The following is a 14,627-nucleotide window of genomic DNA, read 5'->3' as shown; positions in this document are numbered from 1 at the left end:
GTGTGACAGCCCCGCGTGTGACAGCCCGGTGTGGGCTAGCCTCACCCGCATGGCCCTCGCCTCGATCCCCAGCCCTCCCGAAGCGGTCTGGCATCTCGGATTCCTCCCGATCCGGGCGTACGCGCTGTGCTTCATCGTCGCGATCGCGTTCGGCATCTGGCTGAGCGAGCGGCGCTGGCGCGCCCGGGGCGGCGAGAAGGGCGTCATCGGCGACATCGCGTTCCCCGGGGTGATCTTCGGCCTGGTCGGCGCGCGCCTCTACCACGTCATCACCGACTGGCAGACGTACTTCGGCGAGCGCGCGATCAAGGAGCCCTACCAGGCGCTGTTCATCTGGGAGGGCGGGCTCAGCATCTGGGGCGCGGTCGCGCTGGGCGGCGTGGGCGTGTGGCTGGCCTGCCGCCGCCGGGGGCTGTCCCTCGGCGAGGTGGCCGACACGGTCGCGCCCGGCATCGCGTTCGGGCAGGCGATCGCGCGCTGGGGCAACTGGTTCAACCAGGAGCTGTACGGCTCGCCGACCACGCTGCCGTGGGGCCTGGAGATCGACCGGGCACACGGCGGCGAGCCCGGCGTCCTCTACCACCCGACGTTCCTGTACGAGTCGCTGTGGAGCCTGGCGCTCGGCTTCGCCCTCCTCTACGCCGGCAGGCGGTTCGCGCCGCGCCCAGGGCGGCTGTTCGCCCTCTACGTGGCGGGTTACACGCTCGGGCGGTTCTGGATCGAGGGGCTGCGCATCGACCCGGTGGGCGGGGTCGACCACGCGGTGACGCTCCTGGGCCTGCGGATCAACCAGTGGACCTCGATCGTGCTGTTCGCCGGCGCGCTCGTCCACCTCTGGGCGACCCGCGACAGGGCCGCCGCCAAGGCGGCCTGAGCCTCCGGCGGCCCGGGAGCGCCCCTCACCCCTTCAGCCCGGTGTGGGCCAGGCCCTCGACGAACTGCTTCTGCGCCAGGACGAACACCACCAGCACCGGCAGCGCCGTCATGGAGGCGGCGGCGAGCTGGACGTTCCACATGGGGCCGCCGTAGGCGTCGACGAACTGGGTCAACGCCTGGGGCAGGGTGAACTTCTCCGGGCTGGAGAGGAACACGATCGGCTCCAGGTAGAGGTTCCAGCTGTGCAGGAAGGTGAAGATGGCCACGGCCCCAAGGGCGGGGCGGGCCAGCGGGAGCCCGATGCGCACGAACGTGACGAACCGTCCCAGGCCGTCGACGGCCGCGGCCTCCTCCAGCTCGCGGGGCAGCACCAGGAAGAACTGCCGCATGATGAAGGTGACGAGCACGCTCGGCGCGCCCAGCATCGGCACCAGGACGAGCGGCCAGTGCGTGTCGGTCAGCCCCCAGCCGTGGAAGAGCTGGAACAGCGGCACGATCGTGACCTCGCTCGGGATGAGCAGGCCGGTCAGCACGATCACGAACAGCACGTTCGACCCGCGGAAGCGGATGCGGGCGAAGGCGTAGCCGGCCAGTGCGGAGACCACCAGCGTGCCGGCCGTGACGACCGCGGCGATGTAAAGGCTGTTCCAGTACTGCTGCGCGAACGGCTGCAGCTCGAAGACCTGCCGGTAGGCCTCCAGCGTCGGCCGCCCCGGCCACAGCGACGGCGGGAAGGCGAAGATCTCGCTCACCGGCTTCAGCGACGAGGTGGCCATCCACCAGGTCGGGAAGACGAACGGCACGCACAGCACGCACAGCAGCCCGTACAGCAGGGTCTTACGCCTCATGGAACACCCACCTCCTGCGCATGCGCCACTGCAGCAGGGTGAGGGCGAGCACGATCACGAACAGCAGCACCGACAGCGTGGCCCCGTAGCCGAAGTGGTGGAACTGGAAGGCCTGCTGGTACAGGTAGTAGACGAGCACGGTGGTCGAGGTGCCGGGGCCGCCCTGGGTGAGCACCGCGATCTGGGCGAACACCTGCAGCGACCCGGCGACCGTGATGATCGAGGTGAGCAGCACGGTCGGGCTGATCATCGGCAGCGTGATCCGCCGGAACCGGGTCCACGCCGAGGCGCCGTCCAGCCGGGCCGCCTCGTACAGGTCCTTCGGCACGCCCTGCAGCGCCGCCAGGAAGAGCACCATGTTGAGCCCGACGTTCTTGAACACCTGGACCACGATCACCGAGACCGTCGCCCACGAGCCGGAGCGCAGCCAGTTGGGCCCCTCGATGCCGGCGGCGGCCAGGATCGCGTTGATGCCGCCGTTGTTCTGCAGCAGGAACCCCCACACGATCGTCCAGGCCACGAGCGAGACGACCACCGGGGAGAAGAACAGCGTCCTGAACACCGTGGTGCCGCGCAGCCGCTGGTTGAGCAGGACGGCCAGCAGCAGCGCCAGCGCGAGGTTGAGGACGACCAGCCCCACGGAGAAGAGCCCGGTGGCCGTCAGCACCGACGCCATGTTCGGGTCGCTCAGCAGCCGCCGGTAGTTGTCGGCGCCGACGAAGGTGAACGTGTCCGCCAGCACGTTCCACTCGTTGAGGCTGTAGGTGAGGACGAGCCCGAGCGGCAGGAAGACGAAGAGCAGGCTGCCCGCGAGCTGCGGCCCGATGAAGAGGTAGCCGAGCAGGTGGTCGCGCCGCCGGGCGGTCCACCAGCCCGCCCGGCGGGTCACGGACAGCGCCATCACTTGGCCAGCATCGGCTGGATGGCGGCGCAGACGCCCTTCATCACGGTCGCCACGTCGGCGTCCGGCTGCCACAGCTGGTCCAGCCCGGCGCGTACGGCCTGGCTCAGCTCGGCCTGCCCGGTGTGGCTGGGCTTGACGCGGCCGGCGGCGATGCCGTCGACCACGACGTCCTGGAGCTGTTCCGGCTTGAGCAGCGGGTTGCTCTTCGCGAGCGAGTCCGCGGTCAGCAGCGGCTGCCGGGGCGGCGGGAAGTACTGGGCGAGCTTGGCGGAGTTCTCCGGGTTGGTGAAGAAGGCCAGGAAGTCGGCGGCGGCCTCGGCGTTCCTGGACTTCTTGAGCACGCCGATGCCGGCCTGGCCGATCACGCTGTACGCGCCCTTCGGCCCGGTGGGCAGCGTCACCAGGTCCCAGCCGAAGGCGCCGTCCTGGAGCAGGGAGGCGCGGGAGATCTGGGTGATCGTCATCCCGGCCTCGCCGGCGAAGAAGTCGGCGGTGGTGCCGGGGGCGGGCATGGCCTTGCCGGTGAAGATCGCCTTGTGCAGGAAGCCCATCGCCTCGATCATCTCGGGCTTGTCGAAACCGCAGGTCCTGCCGTCCTCGCTCCACGCCTCGGCGCCCCAGCCGCCCCAGACGGCGGCCAGGTTGTCCCAGCCCTTGTAGTCGAAGTCGCGCACGACCAGGCCGGCCTTGCCGGTCTTCTCCTGCACGGCAGAGGCGATCTTGACGGCCTCCTCCCACGTCCAGCCCTTGGCCGGCACGCTCTGCCCGGCCTTCTCGAGCAGGTCGGTGTTGACGAAGACGCCGAAGGGCGAGGTGGAGAACGGGTAGGCGTACAGGGCGCCGTCCTTCTGCCACAGCCTGGTGGTGCTGGGTGCGAGCTCCTCGGGCTTGACCAGGGTGTCCAGCGGGACCAGCGCACCGGAGCCGACGAAGTCGGGGGCCGAGTTCTCGAAGATCCACGCCAGGTCCGGGGTGTTGCCGCCGGCGATCTGGGTGGTGAGCGTGGTCGTGTAGGTCTCCACCGGGAGGGTGTCGTACTTCACCGTGACGTCCGGGTGGGTCTTCCGGTAGGCGGCCGCGATGTCGCCGAACAGCTTGAGGTGGGCCTCGTTGCCGGTCCAGATCGTCATTCGCAGCGTGACGGGGCCGCCCTGCGGCTCGGCGGAGGATCCGCAGGCCGCGAGGGCCAGCGTGCCCGCCAGCCCGAGCGCGGTCACCTTTGTGCGCATGTCGTTACTCCTTGCGGGGGGTTAATAACCGGAAATATCCGGCCAGTGCAGTTCGATCCCCTGGGCCTCCAGGCGGTCCTGGAAGCGGGCCAGCAGGTCTGGATCGTTCCGGACGGCGCGCGGCGGCACCGAGCTGTCCAGGCAGAAGGCGGCCAGCGCGCCCGCGGCCTCGCCGATGTTCCACTCGACGGGGTGCAGCCGGTAGCAGCCGTTGGTGATGTGCGTGGTGCCGAGGTTCTTGCCGGCGGGCAGGAGGTTGTCCACCCGGCGCGGGACCAGCGCGCCCAGCGGGATCTCGAACGGCGCACTCGGCACGTCGATGTAGTTGTCGCCGCCGGTCGAGGGGTGCAGGTCGATGCGGTACATCCCGATCCCGGCCGAATCACCGTAACGCGCGCCCTTGACCACGTCCTGCTCGACCACAGTGTGCTCGGCCAGGATGCGGCGCGACTCCCGGATGTAGGGAGCCTGGGCCAGGCCGTCGGCCGAGCCGGTCACGTCACCGCGCAGCCGCAGCCCCGGCCAGCCGGTGCCGCCGTCGGGCCGCGGGGCCTCGGTCTGCAGCCAGTACAGGACCGAACGGGACAGCTCGCGGGCGGCGGCCACGTGCTCCGCGGCGTCGGGCACGTCGAAGGCCGGGCCGAGCACGTAGTCGATCATCGGCCAGTTGACCAGGCAGATGTCGCTGGCGTACGCGCCCGGGGTGAACAGGCGGCGGGCGGCGATCCTGCGGAAGGTCCACAGGTTGCCGTCGCCGGGGTTGCGCCGCTGGTCGGCGCGGACCAGCAGCGGATCGTCGTCCGGGTTGGGGGTGAAGCTCCGCTCGCCGATCTCCAGCGTGCGCGGGTTCGGGCTGCGCCAGCCGAGCAGCTTGCCGCCCCAGAAGGGCAGCTCGAAGTCGCGCCAGAAGTCGTACGAGGCGGGCCGGTCGACGGTGTGGTCACCGTCCATGTGGTCGACCGCGAAGCAGACGGAGATCGCCTGCATGTTGAGCGGCTGCGCCTCGGCGGGGGCGCTCGGCTCGCCCGTGTCGTCGCGCGACTCGAAGCCGGTGACGTACTCGGTGCCGGTCAGCGGCAGCAGCTCGCCGGTCTCGGTGGCGTCCAGGATGTAGGGCGCGGTCACCACGACCTCGTCCCCCTCGTGGCGCAGCCGTACGGAAAGGACGCGGTCCCCGTCGGTCTCCGCCGCCAGCGGCGTGCACGGCTGGAGCACGGTGAGCCGCCCGCTGCCCCGGTAGGGGGCGAGCATGGCCTCGATGACGGCCAGCGCCACCCGGGGCTCGTGGCAGATCGGGCTCACCCATCCGGCGCCGGGGTTGAGCTCACGCCAGGCCCGCGCGGGCTCGGTGAGGGGGAAGTGGCGGCGGTAGTAGTCGCGGATGCCGTCGCGCAGCGCGCGGTAGCTCGCCGTGACGCCGAACTGCTCGACCCAGGTGTGCTCGTCCGGCGGCACCGCCTGGCTGGTCAGCTGCCCGCCCAGCCAGGCGTGCTCCTCGGTGAGGATCACCCGCCGTCCGGCTCTGAGCGCCGCGAGCGCCGCCGCCACTCCCCCGAGGCCGCCTCCGACGACCAGCACCTCGGTGCTCAGCTCACGCAACGTTGTTCCTTCCCAGGGTCAGGCCCTTGACGGGTTCGCACGGGAGCAGCCGCTGGACCGGGCTGCCGCCCTCGATGAGTTCGGTGAGGACCTCCACCGCCTGCCGTCCCATCTCGGCACGGGGGATGCGGAAGCCGGTGAAGTCGATGTCGGTCGGCGCGGGCCTGGTGGGGTCGCCGAGCGTGACGATCGACAGGTCCCCGGGCACGGCCAGGCCGCGCGCCCTGGCCGCCTGGAGGATGACCGCGCCGTCGGCGTACTCCTCCACGAAGATCGCGGTGGCGCCGGTGCCGAGCGCGTCCTCGGCGTCCGCCGGAGGGAGGGTGACGGCCTGGAGCCCGGCCGTCCCCTCCTGGAATCCGCGGTGGCGGTCGGCGAACGACTCGGCCCCGGCGCCGTGCCCGACGTACGCGAATTTCTCATGACCCAGGCCGCGGGCCCGCTCCACCAGCTCGCGCACCACGCTGCCGTAGTCGGCGCCGACGTAGGAGACCGGGCCGCCCGCGTCGTCGCGGCGGCCCACCGAGACGAACGGGTAGCCCTCGGCGACCAGCCGGGCCAGCTCCTCCCGGTCGAGCTCGCGGCCGAGCAGGACGCAGCCGTCGGCCAGGCGCAGGCGGTGGTCCTGGTGGTAGATGCGCTTGCGGCCGTCGACCAGCGGGGCGCTGGTCAGCAGCAGCAGGTCGCAGCCCACCTGCTCGGCCGACTCCTCGATCCCGATGAGGAACGGGTGGTAGAAGTCGCCCGTCGCGCTCGGGAAGACCGGCTCGTAGGTGAAGACGCCGAGGATCCGGTTCCGGCCCGCCGCCAGCCGCCTGGCCAGCGGGTCGGCCACGTACCCGGTCTCCCTGATGACGCGCAGCACCCGGTCCCGGGTCTCGGCCGGGATCCTCGTCTCGGCCCCCGGCCGGTTGTTGAGCACCAGCGAGACCGTGGTCTGGCTGACGCCGGCGAGCCGGGCGATGTCGCGCTGCGTGATGCGTCCCATCTCACCTTCCTTCAGGTAATGCGCATTAGCAGTGGAAGAGAGTGTCCGGTACGCGTCTCGTCAGCGTCAAGGGGCGGGGCGGGAGTAATACGGATTAGCAGGCGGTCAGCGGTCGAACGTGATCGCGGCCTCGGACGTGCCGTCGTGCGTGCAGCCGCCGCCTGCCGTCCCGCAGGCAGGCCGCCGAGGTCACGGCGAACGTGGCCGGCCGTGCCGCGCCCCAGCTGAAGCGGACCACTCCCCCGGCGCGGCGCGGCTCCAGCCCGCCCGCGGTCGCGGCCGCCGAGACCGCGCGGACCGAGCGGCGGACCTGGCCGCCGGTGATCCGCACGTCGGCGACCACCGAGGCGTCCGGTGTGCGGTGGCGCAGCCGGTAGGGGTTGCCGCCGAGGAACTCCACGGGCATGGCGCCGTCGGCGTCCGGACGCCGGCCGGGGAGGGCCGTCGCCCAGCAGCCGTGGTCGTCGTCGTTCGGCGACTGGATGACCGTCCCGGCGACCGGGTGCCGCACGCTCGCCCGGCGGGGTGGCGGCCGTCAATCAAGCTGATACGAATCAGCGGCCCCGTCAGGTGGGGGTGCCGCGCGGAGGCGGGGGGACGCCTCCGCCTCCGCGCGGTCTGCGTCAGCTCGTGGTGCAGGGCGAGCCGTTGACGGTGAAGGCCGCCGGCGCCGGGTTGGACCCGGTGTGGCTGCCGCTGAACCCGGCCGAGACGGACGCGCCGGGCGCGACGCCGCGGTTCCAGTCGAGGCTCGCCGCCGTGACGGCGGTGCCGGTCTGGGCGAAGGTGGCGTTCCAGCCGCTGATCACCTGCTGGCCGGCCGGGTAGGACCAGCCGATGGTCCAGCCGTCGACCGCGGTCTGGCCGGTGTTGGTGAAGGTCACCTCGGCGTTGAACTGGTTGTCCCACTGCGAGGTGATGCGGTAGGTCACCTTGCAGGAGCCGGCCGCCGCGTCGGGCGGGGTGGTGACGGTGACCGTGCCGGACGGGGCCGACAGGTTGCCCGCCGCGTCCCGGGCCCGGACGTAGTAGGTGTAGGTGGTGTCCGGGGCGAGGTCGCCGAGCTGGGCGACGGTGCCGGTGTAGGAGCCGACGGGCTGGCCCGCGCCGGTGTAGAGGTCGTACCCGGCGACGCCGACGTTGTCGGTGGAGGCCGTCCAGGTGAGCGTGACGCCGCGCGCGGTCAGGCCGCTCGCGACCGGGGTGCCGGGCGTGCTGGGCGCGACCGTGTCGTCCGGCGCGGGGCCGGGGGCGGCGTACAGCAGCCGGTTGGGCGAGCCCTCGCCGATGCCGGTCAGCACGTCCTTGGTGGAACTGCTGATGATGGCCGCCTTGCTGTCGGCCATCGTGGCGGCGGGGTTCTCCTGGAGGTGGCGGGCGATCCAGCCGGTGACGTGCGGGGCAGCCATGGACGTGCCCGACCAGGCGCCCGAGGCGGTGTCGCTGGTGCTGACCGAGGAGGTGATCGCCGTGCCGGGCGCGAACACGTCCACGCACGGCCCGAAGGAGGAGAAGCTCGCCTTCTCGTCCAGGATGGTCGTCGCGCCGACCACGACCCCGCGCGGCGAGCGCGGCGCGTTGGTGCAGGCGTCGGTGTTGTAGTTGTTGGCGATGAACACGGTCTGCACGCCCGAGTCGATCAGCCCTTCGGCGGCGTCGTTGCTGGCCGTGCCGTAGCCCTGGAGGCTGAAGTTGGCCACCGAGCGCGGCGGGTGGTTGGCCGCGACCCAGTCCATCGCGGCGACCAGGTCGCTGGTCAGGCCGCTGTTGCTGCAGTTGAGCACGCGCACCGCCACCAGGTTGACGGCCTTGGCCACGCCGTACGTGGCGCCGCCGACCGTGCCCGCGACGTGCGTGCCGTGGCCGTGGCAGTCCTCGGTGGTGCCGTCGGCGACGAAGTTGGCGCCGAAGGACGCCCGCCCGCCGAACTCGGTGTGCGTGGTGCGGATGCCGCTGTCGACGATGAACGCGGTGACGCCCGCGCCGGTGGCGTTGTAGGTGTAGCTGTTGTCGAGAGGCAGGGCGCGCTGGTCGACGCGGTCGAGGCCCCAGCTCGGCGGGTTGGGCTGCACGGTGCTGCCGGTGATGACGGAGTCGCGCTCGACGTAGGCGACGGCCGCGTGCGCCCGTACCGCGGCCAGCGCCTTGCCGGGCAGGACGGCCGCGAACCCGGCCAGCGCCTTGCCGTAGCGGCGGGTGACCCGGCCGCCGTTCACCACGGTGTCACGTTCCAGCGAGGAGCGTAAGTCGCGCGAGCGTGCCTTCTCGGGCTTCATGACCACGATGTAGCGGTCCTCGGCTCCGGCCTGCGGCTCGCCCGGCGTGAGCAGCGGCGCCGGCTCCGCCGCCTGGGCGGGGACCGCGATCACCGCCAGCGGCAGCGCGAACGCCGCACCGAGAGTGGCCAGCCTGAGTTTCCATGCCTGGGGCAATGCTTCGTCCCTTCAGAAGTGATCTTGACTTCTGGAGGCTATCCGATCTTGGTTTCCGGCCGATGGCCGCCCCTCGTGAACGGCAGCCGACATCTGGGTGTCGAACCGGGTCCGGGGTCCGGTGCCAACCTTTCGGGGGGTTCGCGGCGTTTGGGGGGTGACCGAGTTGAGGAGAGACGTGGATCGCGATGCCAGTTTCCGGGCGTTCGTCGATGCTCACCAGCGCCCGCTGATGCGTCTGGCATACCTGCTGACCGGTGAGGTGCATCTCGCCGAGGACCTGCTGCAGAGCGTGCTGGTACGGATGGTCGGGCGCTGGCCGAGGTTACGCCGGATGGACCGGCCCGACGCGTACGCCCGCAAGGCCCTGGTGAACCAGTACATCTCGTGGCGGCGGCGGCGCGTCACCGGTGAGGTGCTGAGCCCGGAGCCGCCCGAGCGGGGCTATTCGACGGAGGACTCCACCGTCCTGCGGATCGTGCTGCGCCAGGCGCTGATGCGGCTGACCCCCAAGCAGCGCGCGGTGATCGTGCTGCGCTTCTACGAGGACCGCACCGAACGTGACGTCGCCGGACTGATGGGCTGTTCGGTCGGCACGGTGAAGAGCCAGACGCATCACGCCCTGGCCCGGCTGCGCGCGCTGGCGCCGGAGCTGGCCTCGCGCCTGCCCGTTCTGGACGATCCGGCCGACATGAGGGAGGCGCGCCGATGACCTGGCTGGGAGACGCTCTCGGGCGTATCGCGGAGGACATGCCGGACCGGGATCTGGCCGCCCGGGCCATCGAGATCCACCGGCGCAGGCGGCGCAACCTGGTGGCGCTCACCGCGGCGGCCGTGGTCGTCGTCACGGTGCTCGCCGCGACCGTCGGCGTCCGCGCGCTGCCCGGCGCGCGGCAGGAGCCCGCCGCGCCGGCGCCCCCGCCCGAGCGGAGCACGCTCCGGGTCGGGGTGGTGGCGAGCGCGGCGGCGGCGCCGCTGTACGTGGCGAACGCCAAGGGGTTCTTCCGGCAGGAGGGGCTGACGGTGGAGCCGCACGTGATCCCCGCCGCCGCCGCGAGCGTGCCCCGGGTGAGCGCCGGCGACCTGGACCTCGCGCAGACCGACTATCTCGCGACGCTGATGGCGGCCGAGAACGGCCACCCCCTGAAGATCGTCGGCAGCCTCCACCAGGCGCGGCCGGGGACCACCGCGCTCGTGGTCGGTGCCGGGTCCCGCATCAGGTCCGTGGCCGGGCTCAAGGGCAGGAGGATCGGCGTCGCCGGGCTGAGGAGCGTCGAGGAGCTGGCGCTGGAGGCCACGCTGGAGCGCGCCGGGCTGAGGCGGAGCGACGTCGTCCTGGTGGAGACCCCGCTGCCCGAGCTGATCGGCGGGCTGGAGAAGGGCCGGTTCGCGGCGGCTCTGCTGGTGGAGCCGTTCGTCTCCCAGGGAGTCGCGCAGCGGCGTACGCGGGTGCTGGCGGACCCGATGACCGGCGCGTTCGCGGGGCTGCACGTCGCCGGGTGGATGGCCGGCGACGACTGGGTGCGGCGCAACCCGGCCACGCTGGGCGCGTTCCGGCGCGCGCTCGCCCGGGCGCACCGCCTGATCGCGGAGGACCCCGGGCAGGCCGCGGCGATCCTGCCGTACTACATCCGCATCACCGAGCCGGCCGCCCTGCGGATCAGGCAGGGCATCTATCCCGCCACGCCGGACTTGGAGGAGCTGCGGCGGCTGGCGGACCTGGCGCACGAGCGGAAGTGGCTCAAGACCCCGCTCGACCCGCAGGGCCTCGTCGTGCCGCCCGGGTGAGCGCGGGCGGCCGGGGCGCCGCGTGGCCGGGCCAGGCGAGGTCGTCCACGGCCAGGAACGCCTCGCCGGCCACGGTCGCGGGGGTGGCCCCGGTGTAGGCGAGGACGTCGCGGTGCAGGTGGGACTGGTCGACGTAGCCGGCGTCGGCCGCGACCAGGGCCGGGCTCTCCCCCGCGACCAGGCGGTGGGCGGCGTGGTCGAAGCGGACCAGCTTCGCCGCCTGCTTGGGCGGCAGCCCGAGCTGCGACCGGAACCGGGACCAGAGCCGCTTGCGGCTCCACCCGACCTCGGCCGCGAGCCCGTCGACCCGGGCCCGGCCGTGGCCGGCGGCGATCCGGTGCCAGGCCCAGGCGACCTCCGGGTCCACGGGCGGCCCGGCGCCGTCGCGGCGGGCGAGCAGCTCGTCCGTCAGCGCGAAGCGTTCCTGCCACGAGGCGGCCTCGCCCAGCCGCTCGCGGATGCGTGACGCCTCCGCGCCCCACAGGTCGTCCAGCGGCACGACGGCGCCGTCGAGCTCGGCCGGGGAGACGCCCAGGACCGCGCCCGCGACCACCGGGGACAGGCGCACCTGGACGCACGCGACGTTCTCCCCGCGCACCCGGACCGCGCCCGCGGCCCCGAGGCCGGGCCCGGCGACGATGCTGCCGCCCCGCCCGCGCCCGGGGGCGCCGTCGAGGACGGGCGAGCCGTCGCCGAAGTTCAGGACCACCGTCACGGCCGGGTGCGGCACCATCCGGAGCGCGTCCAGGTCACGGACGCGGAACCCGGCCATGGTGACGCCGGCCACCCGGCTGGGCCGCCGCGGGCTCTCGACCCCCCACGCCGCCGGCCCGTGCATGAACGTCCGCACGCCCCCATGCTACGGGCCGGGCGCAGGCACGCCGGGCGGGCGCGGTGCTGGCGCGTACATCGTGCCCGAGTGCGGGTCCGCCCTTGAATCGGTGGGGCGGTTTCGGTGGCTTTGTTACGGTGCCGGGATGCCTTCTCACCGCGCACTGCTGCCGCGCTCGACGCCGGCCGCCTCGGGGGTGTCGTCCCGCGCCGTCGCCGCGCTGCTGGACCGGCTCGAGGAGCGGTCCGTCGAGTGCCACTCGATCATGGTCGTCCGCCACGGTCACGTCGTCGCCGAAGGCTGGTGGGCGCCCTACTCGGCCGGGCGCCCGCACCTCCTGTACTCGGTGACCAAGTCGTTCACCTCGGTCGCCGTGGGGCTCGCGATCGCCGACGGGCTGCTCTCGCTCGACGATCGGGTGGTGGACGTGCTGCCCGACCACGTCCCGGCGGGCGTCTCGGCGCAGGCGCGCCGCCTCACCGTCCACCACCTGCTGTCCATGACGGCCGGATACCGCACGGACAGCCTCGGCGAGGCCTGGCGGCTCGAACCGGGCGACCTGGTGAAGGGCTTCCTGCGCATCCCGTTCACCGACCCCGAGGGGACCCGGCACACCTACGACAACGCGACCACGTACGTGCTGGCCCGGATGGTCGAGCGGGTCACCGGACTCGGCCTGCCGGAGCTGCTCGACGAGCGCCTGTTCGAGCCGATGGGCGTCGATCACGCCGAGTGGGACCGGGTGGCGAGCGGCGCCGCGTTCGGCTTCCACGGCCTGCACCTGACCACCGAGGCCGTCGCCGCCTTCGCCGAGCTGCTGCTGCGCGGCGGCGTCCGGGGGGACCGGCGGCTCGTCCCCGCCGCCTGGATCGAGCTGGCCACCAGGCGGCACGCCGACCCGCTGCCGCCCGCTGACGGGCCGGGGGACGCCGATTTCCTGGACGGTTACGGCTACCAGTTCTGGACGTCGCCGCACGGCTTCCACGGCGTCGGCTCCTTCGGGCAGCAGTTCGTGGTCGCCCCGTCGCACGATCTGGTGGTCGTGCTGACCGGCGCCCACCACCAGGAGCAGGGCGTGCTCGACGCGATCTGGGAGTGCCTGCTGCCCGGCCTGGACCGCGCCGACAGCGCCGGGGACGACGAGAAGCTGGCCGAGCGGCTGCGGGGGCTGTCGTTCGCGCCGGTGCCGGGGGCCGCCGAGCCGGGGCGTCCGGTCGAGGCGCGGCTCGACGCCTGCGCCGAGGGGTCGCCGCTGCCCGAGGGGAGCACGGTGGCGGCCGACCCGGTGGACGGCGGGTGGCTCCTGCGGCTCGGGGCTTCCCTCGTCGTCGAGGCCGGTCACGGCGGGTGGCGGGAGAGCGCGCCGCTCGGCCGTCCCGTCGTGGCGTCCGCCGCCTGGCAGGGCGACACGTTCGTCGCCGACGTCTATGTCATCACCACGCCGCACCGGGTCAGGCTGGTGGTGGACGCCGTCGCGCGGACGGCGGTGGCGGCGTGGAACATCGTCCCCCTGACCGGCCCTAGCCTTGAGGTGCACGTGCGATCACCGCTGATGACCCGGCCCGACGTCGCCTAGACGCCGCGCCGGCGCCGGTCGTCGCTTAATGTCCAAGGCGGGGGCGCTGCCGGAGCAAGGAGGAAGACGTCGGGAATGAGCACGCGGACGCAGGAGCATCTGGGCCCGTACCGGCTGATCGAGAAGATCGGCGAGGGCGGCATGGGAGTCGTCCATCTCGGACTCGACGGCGCGGGCCGGCAAGTCGCGATCAAGGTGTTGCACCCGCACGTGGCGGCCGACCTGAAGGCGCGCGACCGGCTGGTCCGCGAGGTGGAGACCATGCGGCGGGTGCGCAGCCGGTACGTGGCCGAGACGCTCGACGCGGAGCTGACGGGCGGCACCCCGTACGTGGTGACGCGGTTCGCCCCGGGGCGCACGCTGGAGGCCACGATCCTGGACCGGGGCCCGCTGGGGGCCGGTGAGGTCGTCGCGCTGGCCAGGAAGCTGTGCCAGGCGCTGGTGGACATCCACGAGGCCGGCGTCATCCACCGCGACCTCAAGCCGTCCAACGTCATGCTGGTCGGGGACGAGCCGCTGGTGATCGACTTCGGCATCGCCCACCTGGTGAACGCGGCCCGGCTGACGCAGTCCGGGATGTTCGTCGGCACGCCCGGCTACCTGGCTCCGGAGATCATCCGGGGCTCGGTGATCACGCCGGCGGCCGACGTGCACGCGCTGGCCTCGACGGTGTTCTTCGCCGCTACGGGGCTGCCGCCGTTCGGGACCGGGACGTTCGAGGCGGTCTGCTTCAACACGCTGGAAGGCCGGGCGCAGATCGACCGGGCCCCGGCGTGGCTGCGGGGCTGGCTGAGCCGGGCGCTCCAGGTCGATCCGGCGGCGCGGCCCAGCGCGCGGGAGCTGCTGCGGATGGCCGGGGCGCTCGACCCGGGCGGGCGCGCGGAGCCGGTACGCCCAGTGCCCGTGAGCCCGGTGCCCGTAAGCCCGGAGCCCGTGCGGGCGGACCGTACGCGGGCCTTGGACACGGTCTCCGACCTGCTCCCGCCGGTCCGGTACGCGCCGGCCGGCCCCGTGGCCGCACCCGCGCCGACGGTGCATGCCGAGCGGCCGGAGCCCGAGCGCCCGTCGCCGCCCCGGGAGCCCTTCGACCTGCGGCGGTTCCTGGCCGGCAGCGACTTCTCCGGGGTGCTCGTCCTGGTGACGCTGATGGCGCTGACCGTGCTCAAGCCGGTCGGCGTCGGGCTGACCGCGGCGGCGCTGTCCGTGGCGCTGCGGGCCGGGGCGTACTTCCTGGGCGAGCACCGCCGGACGCTGTCCAGGGTCGTGCTCGTGACGGTGGGCCACGTCGTGCTGTCGCTGGCGCTCGGCATCGCCGCCTCCAGCTTCCTGCACTGGACCGGCCGGTTGAGCACCAGCCACGTGGAGCCGCTGGCGGCGGCCGTGTTCACGCTGGGGCTGTTCGTGCTGCCGGGCGCGGGGACGGTGCGGCAGGCGGCGTCGCACGCGCTGGCCCGGCTGCTGCCCGGCCACCGGGCGATCGTGGTGTCGTCGGCGGTGCTGGGGCCGATCGCGCTGATCTTCGTGATCGCGGCGATGACCACGCTGCTGTAGCGGA

Annotated in this window: 13 protein-coding genes; 5 read left to right on the top strand and 8 right to left on the bottom strand. The window is 73.0% G+C overall.

The window, feature by feature from the left end; genetic code table 11:
• Window positions 1-49: 49 nt before the first annotated feature.
• Window positions 50-874, top strand: a complete 825-nt coding sequence (gene lgt, locus AB0J53_RS27515) for a prolipoprotein diacylglyceryl transferase (protein ID WP_364177441.1) — start codon at window positions 50-52, stop codon at window positions 872-874.
• 25 nt (window positions 875-899) lie between these two features.
• Here the strand turns inward: lgt and AB0J53_RS27510 are convergent, their stop codons facing one another.
• The 7 genes from AB0J53_RS27510 to AB0J53_RS27480 all read right to left on the bottom strand — a co-directional run bounded on the left by AB0J53_RS27510 (window position 900) and on the right by AB0J53_RS27480 (window position 8,876).
• The gene (locus AB0J53_RS27510; protein ID WP_364177438.1) at window positions 900-1,724 is read right to left on the bottom strand and encodes a carbohydrate ABC transporter permease; all 825 of its coding nucleotides are present in this window, start codon (window positions 1,722-1,724) and stop codon (window positions 900-902) included.
• The gene (locus AB0J53_RS27505) at window positions 1,714-2,625 is read right to left on the bottom strand and encodes a sugar ABC transporter permease (RefSeq protein ID WP_364177435.1); all 912 of its coding nucleotides are present in this window, start codon (window positions 2,623-2,625) and stop codon (window positions 1,714-1,716) included. Before AB0J53_RS27505 ends, AB0J53_RS27510 begins: the two co-directional genes overlap by 11 nt.
• A complete protein-coding gene (locus AB0J53_RS27500; protein ID WP_364177432.1) occupies window positions 2,625-3,857 on the bottom strand; it encodes a sugar ABC transporter substrate-binding protein in 1,233 nt (410 codons plus the stop codon). Before AB0J53_RS27500 ends, AB0J53_RS27505 begins: the two co-directional genes overlap by 1 nt.
• 21 nt (window positions 3,858-3,878) lie before the next feature.
• Window positions 3,879-5,456, bottom strand: coding sequence for an FAD-dependent oxidoreductase (locus tag AB0J53_RS27495; RefSeq protein WP_364177429.1), 1,578 nt, complete (start codon window positions 5,454-5,456; stop codon window positions 3,879-3,881).
• Window positions 5,449-6,444, bottom strand: a complete 996-nt coding sequence (locus tag AB0J53_RS27490) for a LacI family DNA-binding transcriptional regulator (protein WP_364177426.1) — start codon at window positions 6,442-6,444, stop codon at window positions 5,449-5,451. Before AB0J53_RS27490 ends, AB0J53_RS27495 begins: the two co-directional genes overlap by 8 nt.
• A gap of 94 nt (window positions 6,445-6,538) precedes the next feature.
• Window positions 6,539-6,955, bottom strand: coding sequence for a hypothetical protein (locus AB0J53_RS27485; protein ID WP_364177423.1), 417 nt, complete (start codon window positions 6,953-6,955; stop codon window positions 6,539-6,541).
• A gap of 112 nt (window positions 6,956-7,067) precedes the next feature.
• On the bottom strand, window positions 7,068-8,876 hold the full coding sequence (locus AB0J53_RS27480) for a cellulose binding domain-containing protein (RefSeq protein ID WP_364177420.1): 1,809 nt from the start codon (window positions 8,874-8,876) through the stop codon (window positions 7,068-7,070).
• Between the two features lie 178 nt (window positions 8,877-9,054).
• Between AB0J53_RS27480 and AB0J53_RS27475 the strand changes: the two genes are divergently transcribed.
• Together AB0J53_RS27475 and AB0J53_RS27470 are read left to right on the top strand one after the other, a co-directional pair.
• Window positions 9,055-9,588 (top strand): SigE family RNA polymerase sigma factor, encoded by a 534-nt coding sequence (locus AB0J53_RS27475; protein WP_219520041.1) that lies wholly within the window; start codon window positions 9,055-9,057, stop codon window positions 9,586-9,588.
• Window positions 9,585-10,664, top strand: a complete 1,080-nt coding sequence (locus AB0J53_RS27470) for an ABC transporter substrate-binding protein (protein WP_364177417.1) — start codon at window positions 9,585-9,587, stop codon at window positions 10,662-10,664. Before AB0J53_RS27475 ends, AB0J53_RS27470 begins: the two co-directional genes overlap by 4 nt.
• Here the strand turns inward: AB0J53_RS27470 and AB0J53_RS27465 are convergent.
• The gene (locus AB0J53_RS27465; protein WP_364177414.1) at window positions 10,618-11,514 is read right to left on the bottom strand and encodes a helix-turn-helix domain-containing protein; all 897 of its coding nucleotides are present in this window, start codon (window positions 11,512-11,514) and stop codon (window positions 10,618-10,620) included. The two genes, AB0J53_RS27470 and AB0J53_RS27465, sit on opposite strands and share 47 nt — an antisense overlap.
• 127 nt (window positions 11,515-11,641) lie before the next feature.
• On the opposite strand from AB0J53_RS27465, the gene AB0J53_RS27460 reads away from it, so the two are divergent.
• Entirely contained in the window at window positions 11,642-13,072 is a 1,431-nt protein-coding gene (locus AB0J53_RS27460) for a serine hydrolase domain-containing protein (RefSeq protein WP_364177411.1), read from the top strand.
• A 75-nt stretch (window positions 13,073-13,147) separates the two neighbouring features.
• Window positions 13,148-14,623 (top strand): serine/threonine-protein kinase, encoded by a 1,476-nt coding sequence (locus tag AB0J53_RS27455; protein WP_364177408.1) that lies wholly within the window; start codon window positions 13,148-13,150, stop codon window positions 14,621-14,623.
• Window positions 14,624-14,627: the final 4 nt, after the last annotated feature.

The organism is Nonomuraea sp. NPDC049725 (assembly GCF_040674795.1).
GTDB lineage: Bacteria > Actinomycetota > Actinomycetes > Streptosporangiales > Streptosporangiaceae > Nonomuraea > Nonomuraea ceibae.
Note: the sequence above shows the minus strand (reverse complement) of the source record. Positions and strands in the feature narration are given on the sequence as shown.

Excerpts from the sequence above, each read along its gene's own strand:
- AB0J53_RS27460 (WP_364177411.1), top strand. The coding sequence starts at position 11,642 with ATGCCTTCTCACCGCGCACTGCTGCCGCGCTCGACGCCGGCCGCCTCG.
- AB0J53_RS27505 (WP_364177435.1), bottom strand. The coding sequence starts at position 2,625 with ATGGCGCTGTCCGTGACCCGCCGGGCGGGCTGGTGGACCGCCCGGCGG.
- AB0J53_RS27455 (WP_364177408.1), top strand. The coding sequence starts at position 13,148 with ATGAGCACGCGGACGCAGGAGCATCTGGGCCCGTACCGGCTGATCGAG.
- AB0J53_RS27510 (WP_364177438.1), bottom strand. The coding sequence starts at position 1,724 with ATGAGGCGTAAGACCCTGCTGTACGGGCTGCTGTGCGTGCTGTGCGTG.
- lgt (WP_364177441.1), top strand. The coding sequence starts at position 50 with ATGGCCCTCGCCTCGATCCCCAGCCCTCCCGAAGCGGTCTGGCATCTC.
- AB0J53_RS27490 (WP_364177426.1), bottom strand. The coding sequence starts at position 6,444 with ATGGGACGCATCACGCAGCGCGACATCGCCCGGCTCGCCGGCGTCAGC.
- AB0J53_RS27500 (WP_364177432.1), bottom strand. The coding sequence starts at position 3,857 with ATGCGCACAAAGGTGACCGCGCTCGGGCTGGCGGGCACGCTGGCCCTC.
- AB0J53_RS27470 (WP_364177417.1), top strand. The coding sequence starts at position 9,585 with ATGACCTGGCTGGGAGACGCTCTCGGGCGTATCGCGGAGGACATGCCG.